This is a genomic window from Terriglobus tenax (assembly GCF_025685395.1).
In the GTDB taxonomy this organism is placed as follows: domain Bacteria; phylum Acidobacteriota; class Terriglobia; order Terriglobales; family Acidobacteriaceae; genus Terriglobus; species Terriglobus tenax.
Map to the genome: position 1 here is coordinate 1,897,041 of NZ_JAGSYA010000004.1, position 15,535 is coordinate 1,912,575.

General features: G+C 61.0%; 14 protein-coding genes. 3 read left to right on the forward strand and 11 right to left on the reverse strand.

Annotated features, from left to right (window positions below):
* Positions 1-24 precede the first annotated feature (24 nt).
* Positions 25-1,914: a hypothetical protein gene (locus OHL13_RS13415; RefSeq protein WP_263410633.1), complete on the reverse strand. Its 1,890-nt coding sequence runs from the start codon at positions 1,912-1,914 to the stop codon at positions 25-27.
* Between the two features lie 381 nt (positions 1,915-2,295).
* On the reverse strand, positions 2,296-3,345 hold the full coding sequence (locus OHL13_RS13420; RefSeq protein WP_263410634.1) for a radical SAM protein: 1,050 nt from the start codon (positions 3,343-3,345) through the stop codon (positions 2,296-2,298).
* A 136-nt stretch (positions 3,346-3,481) separates the two neighbouring features.
* On the opposite strand from OHL13_RS13420, the gene OHL13_RS13425 reads away from it, so the two are divergent.
* Positions 3,482-4,921, forward strand: a complete 1,440-nt coding sequence (locus tag OHL13_RS13425) for a hypothetical protein (RefSeq protein ID WP_263410635.1) — start codon at positions 3,482-3,484, stop codon at positions 4,919-4,921.
* A gap of 127 nt (positions 4,922-5,048) precedes the next feature.
* On the opposite strand, the gene OHL13_RS13430 is transcribed toward OHL13_RS13425, so the two are convergent.
* The 6 genes from OHL13_RS13430 to OHL13_RS13465 all read right to left on the reverse strand — a co-directional run bounded on the left by OHL13_RS13430 (position 5,049) and on the right by OHL13_RS13465 (position 11,328).
* On the reverse strand, positions 5,049-5,969 hold the full coding sequence (locus OHL13_RS13430) for a PDZ domain-containing protein (protein ID WP_263410636.1): 921 nt from the start codon (positions 5,967-5,969) through the stop codon (positions 5,049-5,051).
* A gap of 62 nt (positions 5,970-6,031) precedes the next feature.
* Complete coding sequence (locus OHL13_RS13435) at positions 6,032-7,006, reverse strand: HEAT repeat domain-containing protein (protein ID WP_263410637.1); 975 nt, start codon at positions 7,004-7,006, stop codon at positions 6,032-6,034.
* Positions 7,007-7,126: 120 nt separating this feature from the next.
* Complete coding sequence (locus OHL13_RS13440; RefSeq protein ID WP_263410638.1) at positions 7,127-7,882, reverse strand: RNA polymerase sigma factor; 756 nt, start codon at positions 7,880-7,882, stop codon at positions 7,127-7,129.
* A gap of 215 nt (positions 7,883-8,097) precedes the next feature.
* Entirely contained in the window at positions 8,098-10,305 is a 2,208-nt protein-coding gene (locus tag OHL13_RS18640) for a putative bifunctional diguanylate cyclase/phosphodiesterase (protein ID WP_317889928.1), read from the reverse strand.
* Positions 10,306-10,468: 163 nt separating this feature from the next.
* Positions 10,469-10,777, reverse strand: a complete 309-nt coding sequence (locus tag OHL13_RS13460; RefSeq protein ID WP_263410639.1) for a hypothetical protein — start codon at positions 10,775-10,777, stop codon at positions 10,469-10,471.
* A complete protein-coding gene (locus tag OHL13_RS13465) occupies positions 10,774-11,328 on the reverse strand; it encodes an RNA polymerase sigma factor (RefSeq protein ID WP_263410640.1) in 555 nt (184 codons plus the stop codon). Before OHL13_RS13465 ends, OHL13_RS13460 begins: the two co-directional genes overlap by 4 nt.
* Before the next feature lie 133 nt (positions 11,329-11,461).
* Here OHL13_RS13465 and OHL13_RS13470 point away from each other — a divergent pair, with 133 nt between their 5' ends.
* The gene (locus OHL13_RS13470; protein WP_263410641.1) at positions 11,462-11,890 is read left to right on the forward strand and encodes a hypothetical protein; all 429 of its coding nucleotides are present in this window, start codon (positions 11,462-11,464) and stop codon (positions 11,888-11,890) included.
* A gap of 14 nt (positions 11,891-11,904) precedes the next feature.
* On the forward strand, positions 11,905-12,420 hold the full coding sequence (locus tag OHL13_RS13475; RefSeq protein ID WP_263410642.1) for a gamma carbonic anhydrase family protein: 516 nt from the start codon (positions 11,905-11,907) through the stop codon (positions 12,418-12,420).
* 106 nt (positions 12,421-12,526) lie between these two features.
* Here OHL13_RS13475 and OHL13_RS13480 read toward each other — a convergent pair whose 3' ends face one another.
* The 3 genes from OHL13_RS13480 to OHL13_RS13490 all read right to left on the reverse strand — a co-directional run bounded on the left by OHL13_RS13480 (position 12,527) and on the right by OHL13_RS13490 (position 15,532).
* Positions 12,527-13,303, reverse strand: coding sequence for a DUF3050 domain-containing protein (locus OHL13_RS13480; RefSeq protein WP_263410643.1), 777 nt, complete (start codon positions 13,301-13,303; stop codon positions 12,527-12,529).
* Between the two features lie 174 nt (positions 13,304-13,477).
* Positions 13,478-14,158 carry a YdeI/OmpD-associated family protein gene (locus tag OHL13_RS13485; protein WP_263410644.1) on the reverse strand — a complete coding sequence of 227 codons (681 nt, stop codon included), beginning with the start codon at positions 14,156-14,158 and terminating at the stop codon, positions 13,478-13,480.
* Between the two features lie 78 nt (positions 14,159-14,236).
* Positions 14,237-15,532 carry an Hsp70 family protein gene (locus OHL13_RS13490; RefSeq protein ID WP_263410645.1) on the reverse strand — a complete coding sequence of 432 codons (1,296 nt, stop codon included), beginning with the start codon at positions 15,530-15,532 and terminating at the stop codon, positions 14,237-14,239.
* Between the last annotated feature and the right edge of the window lie 3 nt (positions 15,533-15,535).

Sequence of the window (15,535 nt, forward strand, 5' to 3'; positions counted from 1 at the left end):
CCTCGCCCGGTTCCCTTTCTTCACTTACTGGTAAGCGCCCATGGAAGGCGTGCTTCCGCGCTGTGTTCCAACAATGTCCACCGGCGAAGTCTTAGCCGAGGTTCCGGCATCCTTTCCGGCGGAGCTGGACTGCAGAGCGAAGTTGGTCGTGGAGACAAACGACGGAGCCGATGTCACCGGCGCCGAATCCCACGCAGGCGCCGCACCGGCTCCGTACCACAGGTTATGCGAGCCCGTAACGTTGGTGCTGCCGGACTCGATATAAGGTTGTGACGCGCCCGGCTGAACGCAGATGTTGTTTGTCAGGTTCAGCCCCGCACCGGCATACACCACGCCAAAGCAGCCATTCTGGTTGCCTGTAACATAGCCCCCGGCATCCACGACGGTGTTGTTGTAGACCTGCACGGTACCGCTGGTGGCAGCGCGAGGGTCAGAGTTGATGGCGATGCCGGCTTCATTGGCAACACCATATGGGTTCGTAGCGATGGCCGTGTGTGTCACCACGTTGTTGTATACCTCCACCGTGCCCTGCGAAGGATCGACCGTCGCCATGCCGATACCATCGCAGTAGCCGCCCGTGATGACGTTGTCATGCACGTGAAGGTCATACAGGTTGCCACCCGAAGATGCGTGGAACATCAGGCTGCGGCAATACCCCTTGAAGTTCTGACCGATGGAGTTCCAGCCAACATCCGCATGGTTCACGCCGGTGGAGAAGTACACCGCGTGATAGGTTTTATCCACGTTGCCGCCCGTGTCATGCACGTTGTTGCCCTGGAAGGCCCACGTGTCCGCCGCACTTCCGGTTTCACCCAGGATGCAGGCGGTTCCACCCAGACCGCTGGGCGGCGCCGGGCACGAAAGGCTGTTGTTGATAATGCGGATGTTGCCCGCCTCCGCATCGATAGCCGATACCTGGCCGACGATGTTGAGGTTGGCAAGTGTAATGTTCTTGCCCCATCCATGCACACCATAGGAAATGCTGGTGCTGCCCACGTTGACAGTCCCGCCCGGATAACCAACGATCGACAGCTGGCTGGTCGGCGACGATCCACCGATATCCGTTGAGATGGCGGACTTGTATCCACGACCATCATCAAAGCTCACGTCCGTTCCGGGCATCAGGTAGATCACCGTATTCTGCGAAGGCGACGCGTTGTCATGCGACGTTGCCAGGTTGAACGCAGCACGCCAGCTCTTGAACGGCTGCGCAAAGGTTCCGGGGTTGGTGTCAGCGCCATTCGGCGAAACGAAGAGAATCGTGGTCGGCGTAACGGTGAACGGAGCTCCATTCGAAGGCAGACCATTCACATTCACGACGATCTGACCGGTTGTCGCCGACGGCCCCAGCTGCGCAATGATCATGGTGTCACTCCACGAGCAAAGGCTGCAGTTGGTCACCAGTGGACCGCCCAACGAAAGAGAGCTCGATCCCTGCGACGCGCCGAAGTGATTGCCGAAGATGCGGACATACACTCCATTGCCGGTGTCGCCACCCGTGCCGGAACCGACGTTCAGATCCGTGAAGTTGATATGCGGCGCACCGGGAGTCGTACTTCCGGAAGAAGGTGTTGTCGTGGGAGGAGTCGTTGGTGTAGTTGGTGTGGTTGGCGCAGCCGTAACCGTAATGCTTGCAGAAGCTGTCTTCGTAGTGGACCCATTGCGGGCCACCAGGCTGTAGCTGGTGGATTGCTGCGGAGCGACCACCGTCGATCCGGAGACGGCGACCGCCGCGCCGTTGAGAGTAACCGCAGTCGCACCCGAAGTGCTCCACCTAAGTGTGGACTGCTGCCCTGCTGTGATAGAGGCCGGCGAAGCACTGACGGACGCCGATAAAGAAGAAGTGGTGGAAGAGCCCTTATGACCGCGCCGATACTGTCCATGGGCAAACTGAGCCCCGGCCAGCAACGACACACTGCTCCCTAAAATCAGGAGACGAAGTATGGTGTTGTTCAAAATTATGAAACTCCCTTGGGGTTGAAAGCTGCCAGGCAGAGTGCACGTCCCACGCCAATCCGGCCCGGACTGAAAACAAAGCGCTTATTTCCCCAACGGAATTTACTGCGGAAGAGATAGGAAAGAACTGCCTCAAACGGGATATTTCTTCCACTTGGCCAAAGAGTAGGCCTTTGTCGCAGATATTACAGAGCCCCATCAACCGGGTACCCCATATCTGCGCAGAAGATGTGGGGCATCGCACAAAGCGCGATCTCTATCTCTCACGAAGAAAGACACACTCCTCCACATCCAGCAATAAACCAGCCAGATAAGTGGCACCCTGCTTTGTACTAATGCCTACTGAATCTGCACCAGTTCCCCATGTCCATGCGGAGCACCGGGGGAGGTCGTGCTCGTCTGCGGAGAGCGCCAGTGGTCGATGTAGCTGACCTGGTGCACGCAGCTGATGGTGCAGTTCGGGCTGCAGGTCTTCTCCGTCAGGAACTCGCGCTTCACATCTGCCGTGGTGTACTCGCGCAGCGGCTTGGCCGGGAAGCCGCGCTGCTGGCTGCAGTAATGCACCAGTCCGTTCTCGCAGACGTACAGGTAGCGCCCGCCGGCGCGGCAGCGCCAGTCGTTGGTCTGCCCGTTGGCAATAGCTTCCTGGAAGTGGTTGAAGCGTGAGTAGCTGCGGCGCGTCAGCTTGCGCACGGCGTCCCACACGGAGCGTTCTTTTTCACCCAGCGGCTTCAGCTGGCCGTCGCCGTCGTGAATAATGCCGATCGTCGAGCTGAAACCCAGCCCCAGCGCGCGCGTTGAAACCGTGTACGCGTCCTGCGGGTTGGCGATACCGCCGCCCACCACGGAGTTGATGTTCACGTGGAAGTCCGCATGCTCCGCCAGCCAGATCAGGCGCTGGTCCAGCACCTTCAGGCTCTTCTTGGAGACATCGTCCGGCATCACGTTGTCGATCGAGATCTGCATGTGGTCCAGCCCGGCCTTGTTCAGGCGCTGAATGCGCTCGGCGTTCAGCAGGTAGCCGTTGGTGATCATGCCGGCAATGGCACCGGTCTTGCGGATGCGCGCGATGATCTGGTCCAGCTCCGGGTGCAGCAGCGGCTCACCACCGGAGATGGTGATGACCGACGTCCCCAGGCGTCCCAGGTCGTCGATACGGCGCAGCATTTCGTCCAGCGGCACCGGCTTCGAGTGGTCGTCATACTCGTTGCAGTACGTGCATGCCAGGTTGCAGCGGCGCATCGGCACAATCTGCGCCATGTATGGGTGCCCGGTGGAGACAAGGGCGGAGGCAATGGAGCCGAGCTCGCGCAGGCGGCGCGTAGCAGCCTTCACGCGGCGGCGAAGCGGCATGGGGCGCGGATTGGTCTGGGTAGCGGGCTGCGACATGACTCCCTTTATTCTACCGCTCCCGCCCCATTCAGTGGGCCACGCCGCGCCCGGCGGTGGCATACTAGGATTCACCCATCCGTAATCTTTACCGGGCCCGTCTGAATCGTCTTGCCGTGTTTTTGAGGGAGCGCGCATGCAGGGTTTTCTCCGCAGATTCCGCCGTCGTGGTGTAGCTATTGCCGCCGCAGCCGTTACTTTGCCCGTAGTTGCCCTTCTGGCGCAGGGCTATGGCGGCTCGCCCATCTGGTGGGAGGCCAACACCAACGAGAAAATGCCGCTGGCGGCGCTCTTCCGTGACAGCTCCGGCGACATCCTGGTTTACAACCAGACCGGCGACATGGGCACCAACGGCCACCCGTTCTTCTCCAAACTAGGCAGCAATGGCCGCGCCTGCATCAGTTGCCACCAGCCCTCCGCCGCCATGAGCGTGAACCTGGAGCGGCTGAACGAGCGCTGGCAGCAGACCCGTGGCACCGACGCGGTCTTTGCCGCCGTGGACGGATCAAACTGCCCCAGCCTGCCGCAGCAGGAAAAGTCCTCACACTCCCTGTTGCTGGAGCACGGCCTCTTCCGCATCTATGAGGCCTGGCCAGCAGCGGGCGTAAAACCGGAGTTCACCATTGAGGTGATGCGCGACCCTACCGGCTGCAACACCGACGCGACCTACGGCCTGAAGTCCGCGCATCCCACCATCTCCGTCTACCGTCGACCGCGCATCGTGGGCAACTTCAAGTTCCTGTCCGCAGGAGCATTCACCGCCGACAGCCGCGCCACCACGCTGGAGCAGCAGGCATTGGACGCCATCCGGATGCATGAACAGGGCAGCGGCAACATCGCCCCCGAAGACCTGCGGCAGATCGTCGAGTTTGAACAACAGGTCTATGTCGCGCAAAGCCGCGACGAACTGGGCGGCGACCTGACCGAGGTCGGCGGCCCGGAAGCTCTCGGCCCCTGGAACATGAGCCGCGCCAAAGCGGATGACCTGCACACGGTTGCCGACCGCAACCTGGCCCGCTTCCTTACCGTGCAGGACTGGCCAAACCACCATGCCCAGGGCGCCTCGCCGCGCGATGCCTTCCGCGAGTCCGTGCTTCGCGGCAGCCGCGTCTTCTCTGCGCGCACCTTCCACATTGGCGACACCGCCAACCTGGAGCACGTCGCCGGGCACAAGGCCGTGGACGGCACCTGCGCCACCTGCCACAGCGAGCGCTTTACCGGCGTCAGCAACCAGGGCGCATGGGCCGACATCGGCACCAGCATAAAGGGCTGGATCGGCGACCGGCCGGAACTGCCACTCTTCAAAATCACCTGCACCACCGGCGCGGGACACCCGTACCTGGGCCGCGTCATCTACACCAACGACCCCGGGCGCGCCCTCGTCACCGGCAAGTGCGCCGACGTAGGATCGTTCGTCATGCAACAGCTTCGCGGCCTGCCCGCACGCGCGCCCTACTTCACCGCCGGCACCGCGAAGGATCTGCGCGAGGTCGTCGACTTCTACGACAAACGCTTCAGTGCCCACTTCTCCGAGCAGGAGAAGCAGGACCTGGTGAACTTTATGTCCGTACTCTAAGGGGGCTTCAAAGAGGGTCTGTCCCCCTCGGCCGGAGCGCCTCGCGCGGAGTGGAGAAACCTGCATTTGGAACGCAGAAAGGGCCGCCAATCTGGGCGGCCCTTCTCACGTTTTTCTGACAGCCAAACTACGGAACGAACTGCATCAGTAGAGCGTGGCGGGGCTTTCCCTCCTCCACCTCACTCTTCTTCTTGTCGTCCATGTTCACGGTCAGCGTCTGTTCTTTCTTTTCGCGAAGAATGGTCACCGCTACGGGCTTTGACTTCCCTTCGTGAAGGGCGCGCAGCCAGTCATTACGCGAGGTCACCACGGTGCCGTTCACCTTCAGCACCACGTCGCCCGCCTTCATGCCAGACCGTTCGGCGGCGCTGTTCGGCTCCACCGTGCGCACCAGCAGCCCCTTCCCATTGGGCGAGCCAAAGAACTCGGCCAGCTGGGGCTCCATCGGGTCCAGCGTGACGCCAATGCGCGGCATCCCCAGGATCACCGCGGGGTTGGGAAGAAATTTGTCGCCAAAGCGGGCCAGCGAACTCTCTTCGCGGCGCGAACCGGCCGGCTGGTCAAGCCCGGGATCCGGCACCACAAAGTGCTGGCTCCATGCCTTCCGTTCAATCTCTGAACGGTTGGCCAGCACAACATGCATCGTCTGCTGCTGGCCATCGCGGCTGATCAGCAATGACAGCTTGCGGCCCGGCGTGGACTCATGCAGAGCGCGGCGCAGCTGGTCTTCGCTTTCAATCGTCACGCCATCCATCTGCAGAATCACATCATGCTCACGCAGGCCGGCCTTGCAGGCGGGCCCGTCGTGATCCAGCATAACCACCTCTACGCCACGGTTGTCCTTCAGCCGCAGAGTGGAGACCTGGTCCTGCGAGATGTCATGAAAATCAACGCCCAGGTAGCCCTGTGCGCGAGCGCCGGAGACCAGCACCATACGCCACCGCGGTCCTGCTCCGTCCTGTGCATGCGCCGCCGCACCGAGCCCGGCCACCAGGGCAAGAGCTGCAAGGGACAGCGGAGTTAACCGGTAAGCCAGCAAGTGCTTCATGGAAGTACGCGCTTCTTCTCTCCACCCATTCGACGATGATCTTAGCCTGCTTGTCATCGCCGTTACTGGATCTGACTTGCGCCCTCAAGGGCCGTCATGGATGCATTACGAATATACGGATTCTCGTCGGTCGTCGAAACCGTGTGCAGTACCTGGCGCACGGACGAGTCAGCCTGCACCGGCTCCAGCATACTGATGGCCTGCATCCGGACATCCGAGTCATGGTCGTTCATGATCGACTCCAGCACGGCATCGCGCACGCGCTGGTCGCTGACCAGGTAGCGCTCCAGGCCATGCAGCGCCTTCATGCGGACCTGCGAATCGCGGTCGTAGCGCAGGCTCACCAGCAGGGTGTCACGCACCGTCTGGCCGCGTTTGTCGCTGGGCTGATCATCGTCATCGCAGATATGACCGGCCTTGCAGCCTTCCGCCAGCAGGGCAACCGACGAGTCGCGCACATCGTTGCTGATGCCGTTCTTCGCGCCCATCAGCAGAAGCTGCTTGATCTGCGGATCGTCCAGCGTTCCCTGCGCCGTCTCCGGCACAACGCGGTTGTAGTTCACCTGCACCAGCTTGGAGTCCGGCGTCTGCACAATCGAACTGATATTGGCGATGGCGGAGTCGGCCGAATGCTGCATCAGCATGGCCGGTGGCTTCTGCTCATGCGCTGTCTGGTAGCGGCTAAGCGCCGTGCCGCCCAGAAAACCGGCGCCCACCAGCAGCGTTGCCAGCGCGGGAGCCGCGTGAACATGATGCAGGCTGCCCATCACCAGGCTGCGCAGCCGCGCCAGCAGACCCGGCTCAGGCTCGGAGTCCAACGCCTCGTCCAGCCGGACACGGGCCTGCGCCAGCAGGTTGGGCGAAGGCTCCGCCTGTTCCACCGCCGCCAGCTCATCCTGCATCGCTGTCAGCAATTCAAGCTCCTGCCGACAGGCTTCACAACCTGCCAGGTGCTCGTCCAATTCGGGAAGTTTGTCGTCTATTAGCTCGCCGTATGCGAGCAGGACGACCTCGAGTTGTGCCGTTTCGCACTTCATCGCGTGTCTCTGCCTCTAACCAGCCTCAAAAATGGGTACCGCGGTACTGCTCTTTATCCAGCGGATCGTCGTGAATGGCTCTGCCCTGCGTCCGCTTGGGGTACTGCGAAAAAACTGTTTCTACGCCCGGAGTTCGGCCAGATTCGACCGCAGTTTCCGGGTAGCGCGGAAGAGCGTGTTCTTTGCCGTCTCTTCCGTGGTGTTCAACATCTCTCCAATCGTCCGGAGCTTCAAACCCTGGTAATGCTTCAGCTCAAAGACCATCCGCTCACGCGGCGTCAATTTGCCCAGCGCAGACATGATGCGCTCGCCCATGTCCTTGCGGTCCAGCTCGCGGGCCGGGTTCGCCATCGCGCGATCGTCGGAGATGTTGGCCATCAGGTCCATCTCCTCGCCGGCCGCATCCGTCACCGTCGCCGGATCTTCGCGGCGGCTCTTACGCCGGCGCAGCGCGTCCAGGCAAAGGTTCGTCGCAATGCGGTACAGCCAGGTGTAAAACGAGCTGTCGAAGCGGAAGTTATGGATGTGCCGGTAAGCCTTCAGGAAGGCTTCCTGGTGGACATCCTGTGCATCCTGCTCGTTGCCCAGCATGTGCAGCGCAAGCCGCAGCACCGCCTGGTCATACCGGCGCACCAGAAGGTCAAAGCTGGCACGGTCGCCTCGTTGCGCCGCGCGAATCAGCTCATCGTCTTCCGCGCGTTGCGCTGCGCGGGCATCCATCTGAGCCTGAGTCAGCCTGCCGCCGTTACGCGCTGCCCGGGTTGCCGCCGCTTTTGCCATCGCTGCGGAAGATTCTACCCGGCGGAGGCCAATGCTGGCTCCTACACCGTTCACCAAAGGTGAAATGACGTTCGCATCCAACGTTTCTGTCTGCATCTGCCGTCTGACTCCGGAGTCAGGAAATCAATCTCACTCTGATAGACCCCGCTCCCTTCAGAAGGTGAGCAAACCGCGAGGTTCGCATTGGCTTGCACCAATCATGGTGCAAGCCAATGCGGTTCCCAGACATCACAACAAACCCTGGCTCCAAAGAGACGGAATTTTTCCCTTTTGAACGCCGGATCAACCGTTGATTTTGATGAATTGCAGGCTCAGGAAGCCATCAGCTCCGTACGAATCTTGCCGTTGAGCTTTTTGATCAGGTCAGCGACATCCTCCGGCGGCACCGGACGTGAGAACAGGTAACCCTGCCCGTAGCCGCAGTCCATCCGGATAAGCTGTGCCAGTTGTTGCTGGTTTTCAATGCCCTCGGCCAGCACGCGCATTCCCAGCGCCTTCCCCAGCGCCACAATCGACCGCGGCAGGCTCAGGCTTTCCTCAGTCTGGTCAATGCGCTGCACAAACGACCGGTCCACCTTCAGGGCATCGAACGGAAAACGGTGCAGGTAGCTCAGCGAGGAGTAGCCTGTACCGAAGTCGTCCATGTCGATCCCGATGCCCAGCGCCTTGATCTCCCGGAAGAACTCGCCGGTGGTTTCGTCGCTGTTCAGCAGCAGGCTCTCCGTCACCTCCAGCCGCAGGTTATGCGGTGGCAGCCCTGCCGCCTGCAACTGATCGCGGATAAAACCAATCAGGTTGCTGTCGCCAATCTGCTTGCCGGAGATGTTGACCGCGACATTCATCTCCTCGGTCAGGATGCCTTCCTGCCTCCACCGAGCCGACTGCTGAATCGCCTGGCTCAGTACGTTGAGCCCCAGCTCCCGGATCAGTCCCGTCTCCTCGGCCACGGGAATAAAGTCCGCCGGCGAAACCATCCCGCGTACCGGATGCTTCCACCGCACCAGCGCCTCAAAGCCAACCACCTTGCCCGTACGCAGGACCACCTTGGGCTGGTAGTACAGGTGAATCTGGCCTTCTTCAATAGCCGTGCGAAGCTCCAGTTCCAGTTGCACCTTGCGAGCGGCCGATTCGCGCATATCCGGCAGAAAGAAAACGCTGGTCGCGCGTCCGGCGTTCTTGGCCTGGTACATCGCCAGGTCGGCATTCTCCAGCACAGTGCGCGCATCCTTTACGGTTGGATCGCTGAGCGCAATCCCGATACTGGCGGTCAGAATCAGGGTTTGCTCGCCGCTGTAAACCGGTACCTGCAACGCCTCGCGCAGTTGCTCCACATAGGAAAAAACATTTGCCTCTTCCCCATACTCATTCAGGAAGATGGCGAACTCATCACTACTCAGCCGCGCGGCGCAGCTATTGGAATGCGAGGACAGCCCCTGGCTGATCCGCCGGGCAATCTCCTCCAGCACCACATCGCCTTCCATGTGGCCCAGGCTGTCATTGATGCGCTTGAAGTGGTCCACATCCACGTACAGTACGGCGTAGGGGCCGCACTGCCTCCCCTGTTGATCCATACATCCCTGCACCCGCTCAATGAAGGATGCACGGTTATACAGGCCGGTCAGCGGGTCCAGGGCACGAATGCGGGTGATATCGCGAAGTGCGCCCACCTTGCGCTGTGGCGCCCCCTTCGCGTCGGTCAGCACCAGCCCGCTGCATTCCATCCACCGCCATTCGCCGTCAGCGCGCAGATGACGGTACTCGCAGGAGAAATTCCGGTGCTGCTCCACCGCCTGGTTTAACTGGTCCAGCATCCGGCGGCGGTCTTCTGCATGGATATGCCGCAGGCAGTCCCGCAGACGCAGCGTATGCTCCTTCTCTTCAAAACCAAACATGGCGCTGCAGCGGGGCGAAAGATAGATGTCGCCCACACGACAATCCCAGTCCCATATCCCGTCCGATGTCGCGCGCGTAGCCAGCCGGTACCGCTCGCCCACAATGTCAATCTGCTTCTGCGCGGCTTCCAGTTGCAGAGCTGTCGTCCTCTGGTCAATCAGGTAGGAGGCTGCATTGGCCAGATGCTCCAGCAACTCCACTTCGCCCGGCGTCAGGTTCCGTACCTGCGGCGAGATAATGCAGAAGCTGCCCAGCCGTGTGCCATCCTTGGTCGTCAGCGGAGCGCTGGCATACAAACGAATATTCGGATCGCCCGTAACAAAAGGATTTGTCGCAAAACGCAGGTCCAGCCGCGCATCCGGCACAAGGGTAGGTCCTTCCGTCAGCAGCGAGTGCGCGCAAAAAGAAAGATCGCGCGAGGTTTCCCGCAGATCCAGCCCATGCACAGATTTGAAGAACTGGCGGTGCTCATCCACAAGAGAAATAAGGGCTACCGGGACGGAGAAGATCTTCACGGCCATGGCCGTCAGCTCATCAAAAGCCGACTCGGACGGAGTATCCAGAATGCAAAGTCCTCGCAGCACCGCGAGGCGCTCTTCCTCATTCCGCGGCAGGGCCGCTGGCATAGCTCCTGAGAGGTGCGACACGATCATGCTCCACGTGAATAGATCTCTTGCACAAAGCGCCGAGAAGCCCGCTCGGTACCAGCACGTTACATGGTTCCCCCATGATTGTCTATGAATCTTTCCCCGCGCCTCGACCGTATAAAAACCCGGAACGGGGCTCCTATCAGGCCCGGCGGTACGACACCAGCCACAACGTCAACAGGGCCAGCTCCACCGCAAACAACATCTCCATCAGGGTGAAGCTCGAAGCTGTATTCGAAGCGAGCACCAGCACCCCCACCGCCAGCAGCACGGCGCACACCACCGCGAGCCGGCGTGCATAGGTGTGACGGAACCCGCGTACCTCGGCCTGCTGCGGCATCTGCGAGGCCATGCACACCGCGAAGTCCTGCGGCACAGCGACCTGTGGCGCATGGTCAAGGGCCTGCGTAATCCGCTGGTCAAGCTCGGTAGGAACAAACTCCGGACTCATAGGCTCACCCTTTCCTGAATGCTAGCAGCACGCCCGGTGTGGGTCATCGCCTGCTCCACACGCTGCCTCAATCGCGTGCGTGCGCGGTGCAGATGCGTCCGCACCGTGTTGATCGGCAAACTCAACACCACCGCAATCTGCTCATAGGTCTGCTCTTCCTGGTGAAACATCGTGAGCACGGCACGCTCCACCGGGCTTAGCGTCATCATCTGCTGCTGCACCAGCGACCAGAACTCGTTATCCAGCAGTTGCCGCTCGGCCCCGCGATCATTTCCGGGCAGCCGTTCTTCCATCGGCAAATCGCTCTCATCTTCCTTCGACGAAAGTGACAGCAGCGGGTCATCCACCCTGCGGCGGCGCTTCCATTCATCCTGCGCCACATTCACCGTAATACGGTACAGATAGGTCGACAACATCGCCTCTCCGCGAAAGCTCGGCAGAGCGCGGTAAAGCCGCAGAAAGACCTCCTGCGCCAGGTCTTCCAGATTCTCCCGCCGGTTCACCAGGCGCGCCAGCGTGCGAAAGACCTGCTGCTGGTGTTCCTGAACCATCTGCTCGAATTGGGCTGCCGTCTGCAAAGCGGGTAAGACTGCGATTGTCTCCGAAAGTTTCATGCCATACACATGAAACTTTCACGGCAAAGCTCAGTCCTACGCCCGCAGAACAGTACGGAGGTTTTCTCGCATGATCTTCAGCCCGTTTATCGTCCCCGTCGCTCTCTTCACCATGATCGCCGTCCTCGGTGTGGCCGGCATCATCTCCGGCTACCAGGAAAAACGGCTCAAAGTAGAACAGCGCATCGCTGCCCTGCAGCGCGGCATTCCGCTGGACCAGGTGGAGAAGGTCTTCGGCGCCGCCGAACGCGCCGAGGTCAACGGAGACCCGATGACCCGTCTCAACAACATCCGCCTCACCGCTCTCATCCTCATCTGCGGCGGCGCGGGCGTCATCATCACCTGCTTTCTGCTGACCATCATCCTTCGCTACCGCCAGATCCTGGCAGGTTCCGCGGGAGGCCTGATCCCTATCGCCATCGGCGTCGGCTTCTGGCTCGACTACAAGATCCAGGTGCGCGAGATGGAGCGCCTGGGTCTTGTCGTCAGCGAAGAGTAAGTAGAATCATCCCCATGATTCGCTCCTACCAGGGCAAGACGCCCCTCATTGGCCAGGGCTGCTACATTGACCAGTCCGCACAGGTCATCGGCGATGTCGTCCTCGGCGACCAGTGCTCCGTCTGGATGAACGCCGTCATCCGCGGCGACGTCAACGCCATCCGCATCGCGGCCAAAAGCAATATCCAGGACTGCGCCGTGCTCCACGGCATGCGCTACGTTCACCCGGTCCACATCGGTGAAATGGTCACCATCGGCCACTCCGCCATTGCGCATGGGTGCACCATCGGCGACGCCGTCCTGGTCGGCATGCACGCCACCATCCTGAACGGAGCGAAGATCGGGGAAGGCTCCATCATCGCCGCAGGCGCTCTCATCCCCGAGGGCATGATCGTCCCACCGCGCTCCCTCGTCGCCGGCCTGCCCGGAAAAATCCGCCGCCAGCTCGACGACTCCGACCGCGAAAAAATCCTGATGTACGCCAATAACTACCTGGACTACACAAAGATCTACCTGGAAGAGGTTGGATAGATGGATGGTGGGATAGTCCATCTATCCATCCCACAAACCCGGGTGCCCCGCCTCGCAACGCTAGGCGGGGTCGAGCGATCAGTCTCTCACCAACAAAACCATCCAACTACAACAGCGAGTTCCACAACGCCAGCCGCGCCCGCAGCGCCGTCTCCGCCGCCTCTGTCGCCTGCTGCCACTTCACCGGATCGTTGCCGCACAGGTTCGACACCATCTTCAGCGCCATCGGACCATGCTCCCCGCCATCCACCTCAATATGGCGGTTCAGATACCACAGGAAGGTCTCAAGCTTCGGCTGTAACTCCGGCGCAAGCCTGTCCAGAAATCCCTGGAACATATCCGGAATCAGGTCTTCACGGCCAAAGGTAAACGCCGCCGCGATGATGTGCAGATCGCCCTGCTCAATCAGCGAAAAGGTATGACGCACAAAGGTGGCCGCGCCCAGCGGCGCATTGGCTGTAATCAACGCCGGCCGCACATGGCTGCCACCACGCAGCTCTTCTACAAAGCGATCGATCGACTCCGTCGGCGCACCCGCCGAACGCATGGCCAGCAGATACAGCTCAAAGTGCGACACATGCTGGTGCGCATACATATCGCTCTCTTCCCCCAGCACAATCTGGTTCACCAGGTGACGCGCCACCGGATCCGCCGAAGGCAGCCACGGCACATCCACGCAGGTCAGGCCGCGCTGCAACGCCTTCAGCAACGACATGAAATCCCACACCGCATACACATGCGTCTGCATGAAGCGGTACAGGTCCTCCATCGTGCGGAAGGAAGAAAACAAGGGGTGCTGCGCCAACTCATCATGCAGCGGCTGAATCCGCTGCTGAAGCTGCGCCAACGGCTCCATGGCCAGGTCTACGGTCAAAGTGCTCACGCATTAAGAATCGCACGCGCCCAGCAAAGACGCATGTGTCCCACGACACAGGATTGTCCTTCCACTGAAATCGTTGCCTCATTCTTTGCGCGGCCGTATCGCGCAAAGAATGGTGTCTCCGGCGGTCATAATCGTCGGGGTGGAGCGTGGGATATCGAGCGAAGCGAGACCGCTTTACCCCTTCTTCTCCGCCACCTTCAACGCCTCGTCCACCACCTTACGCGCCCGCTTCTCGCGGCTCTCCGGCGTCTGGTAATAGAAGATGCCCAGCAGATGCCCGCGCCTCTGCACCGGCGTCATCTGCTTCCATCCCTTCTCTGCCATCGGATTCTCACGGAACAGCATCAGCAGGATCGGCGGCGTATCGCGCTCGCCCTCCATGGCCAGCATCATGCGCTCTACCATCTGCTCCGTACGCTTCTTCAGCGTCTCCGGCGACTTCACCTCGGCGAACGTGCGCGCAATGTCATGCTTCGTCGAGTCAGAGAACTCGTCATAGAACTTCTTCAGCGCGCGATCTTTCTTCAGATACGGAGCCAGCGAGGCCGGCACGCCGAAATCGCGCTCTTCCAGGTCAGGCTCCATCGTGACGGTCACCACGGAGCCCACCGTGGCCTTCGCGCCCTTCTGCATCGTCTTGTTCACCAGCAGAAAGAACCCGCCGCCACCCGTCTTCGGAAACAACGAGCTGCGAAAGGCGAAGCCATTCACATCGCCCCGCACCCTCAGCCGCCTGCGCTCGCTCCACGCCTTCGCCGGATCAAACGGAAGATACACCACCACCCACCCCAGGTTTCCCTGCAGGTGTTCGAGCGTCGCCTTGAAGCTCCTCGGTTTGTTCTTCGCAGTCGCCATCGCGCTGCTGGCCATTATAAGAACTTGTCTTTTTTGTTTGTCATTCTGCCGGGTGCCCCACCCATCTCTTTTGCACTGCTACGCGCTCAGCGACAATCCATACGCCACCGACGTGAACTCATTGCCCGTCCGCAGTTTCCCCTCACCAATCATCCGATGGAAGATCGTGCGCACCGCCGGCACAAAACTGGTACCGCCCGTCAGAAATACGCGATCAATCTGGTGCGGCTGCACACCGGTCTCATCCAGCAGCTTCTGCACCGTACGCTCAATCGCCTGCAGTTCGTCCGCAATCCAGCCTTCGAACTCGGCGCGTGTCACCATCGCACGCAACTCCAGGTCATCATCGCGGAAGTAGAACTCGGCGGCCTCCGTCAAGGACAACTGCACCTTTGTCCGCTGCACCGCCTGGTGCAACTGGTAGCCCAGGTCACGCTCAATCAGCGTAATCAGGGACGTGATCTTCTCCGGCTCCAGGGCCGACTTCTCCGCACGGCCCAGAATCTCCATCACGTTGCGCGTGCGCAGAAACGAAAGGTAGTGCCAGCGCTCCAGGTTCGCGTAGATCCAGTTGGGCACCGCCGGCAGCAGCTTATTCAGGCTGCGCGCCAGCGTCTCCGCACCCAGCGCGGGAGAGACCAGCTTGCGCACGATCTTCGCGTCAAATGCATCGCCCGCCAGCCCCAGGCCAGAGGTCCCCAGCATTGACTTCCCCCGGTCCTCCTGGTTGCGGAAGCTCGGCCCCACATGCAGCAGCGAAAAATCCGATGTACCGCCGCCGAAGTCGCCAATCAGGATCAGCTCATCCCGCTCCAGTGACGCCTCATAGCTGTATGCCGCGCCGATCGGCTCCAACTGGAAGCGGATATCCTCATAGCCCGCAATCTGAAAAGCCTGCCGCAGCCGCGACTCGGCGTAGGCATCGTCTTCTTCTGAATCCGACCCGACGAAACGCACCGGCCGGCCCGCCGTTACGCTGCGAATCTCGTGACCAAACTGCTTCTCCGCGGCCACACGTACATCCGTCAGAATGCGCGCAATCAGGTCTTCCAGCGTATAGCGCCGCCCAAAGACCTCCGTGCCGGTCAACGTCTTCGACGGCAGGTACGACTTCAGCGACTGGATCAGCCGCCCCTGCGTGCCCACCGAATCATGGTCGGCGGCAAGGTAACGTTCAATTCCGGCAGGCCCCGTGTAGGAATGCACCACCGGACGGTTCTTCTCCCGCGCCTGCTCCAGGTATAGCAATGACCGGTACGACGGCGTCTCACCGGCCTGCGCGGCAAAGTGTGCCAGGGTTACCTGGCCCCCTTCAGCACGTGCGATGGAGGTGTTGGTCGTGCCGAAGTCGATGCCAATACGAGAAGAACGCATCCG

Bases quoted from the DNA above. Each gene is read 5' to 3' on its own strand.
- OHL13_RS13475 (WP_263410642.1), top strand. From the start codon at position 11,905: ATGATTCGCTCCTACCAGGGCAAGACGCCCCTCATTGGCCAGGGCTGC.
- OHL13_RS13420 (WP_263410634.1), bottom strand. From the start codon at position 3,345: ATGTCGCAGCCCGCTACCCAGACCAATCCGCGCCCCATGCCGCTTCGC.
- OHL13_RS13460 (WP_263410639.1), bottom strand. From the start codon at position 10,777: ATGAGTCCGGAGTTTGTTCCTACCGAGCTTGACCAGCGGATTACGCAG.
- OHL13_RS13465 (WP_263410640.1), bottom strand. From the start codon at position 11,328: ATGGTTCAGGAACACCAGCAGCAGGTCTTTCGCACGCTGGCGCGCCTG.
- OHL13_RS13490 (WP_263410645.1), bottom strand. From the start codon at position 15,532: ATGCGTTCTTCTCGTATTGGCATCGACTTCGGCACGACCAACACCTCC.
- OHL13_RS13430 (WP_263410636.1), bottom strand. From the start codon at position 5,969: ATGAAGCACTTGCTGGCTTACCGGTTAACTCCGCTGTCCCTTGCAGCT.
- OHL13_RS18640 (WP_317889928.1), bottom strand. From the start codon at position 10,305: ATGCCAGCGGCCCTGCCGCGGAATGAGGAAGAGCGCCTCGCGGTGCTG.
- OHL13_RS13425 (WP_263410635.1), top strand. From the start codon at position 3,482: ATGCAGGGTTTTCTCCGCAGATTCCGCCGTCGTGGTGTAGCTATTGCC.
- OHL13_RS13485 (WP_263410644.1), bottom strand. From the start codon at position 14,158: ATGGCGACTGCGAAGAACAAACCGAGGAGCTTCAAGGCGACGCTCGAA.
- OHL13_RS13435 (WP_263410637.1), bottom strand. From the start codon at position 7,006: ATGAAGTGCGAAACGGCACAACTCGAGGTCGTCCTGCTCGCATACGGC.
- OHL13_RS13440 (WP_263410638.1), bottom strand. From the start codon at position 7,882: ATGCAGACAGAAACGTTGGATGCGAACGTCATTTCACCTTTGGTGAAC.
- OHL13_RS13470 (WP_263410641.1), top strand. From the start codon at position 11,462: ATGATCTTCAGCCCGTTTATCGTCCCCGTCGCTCTCTTCACCATGATC.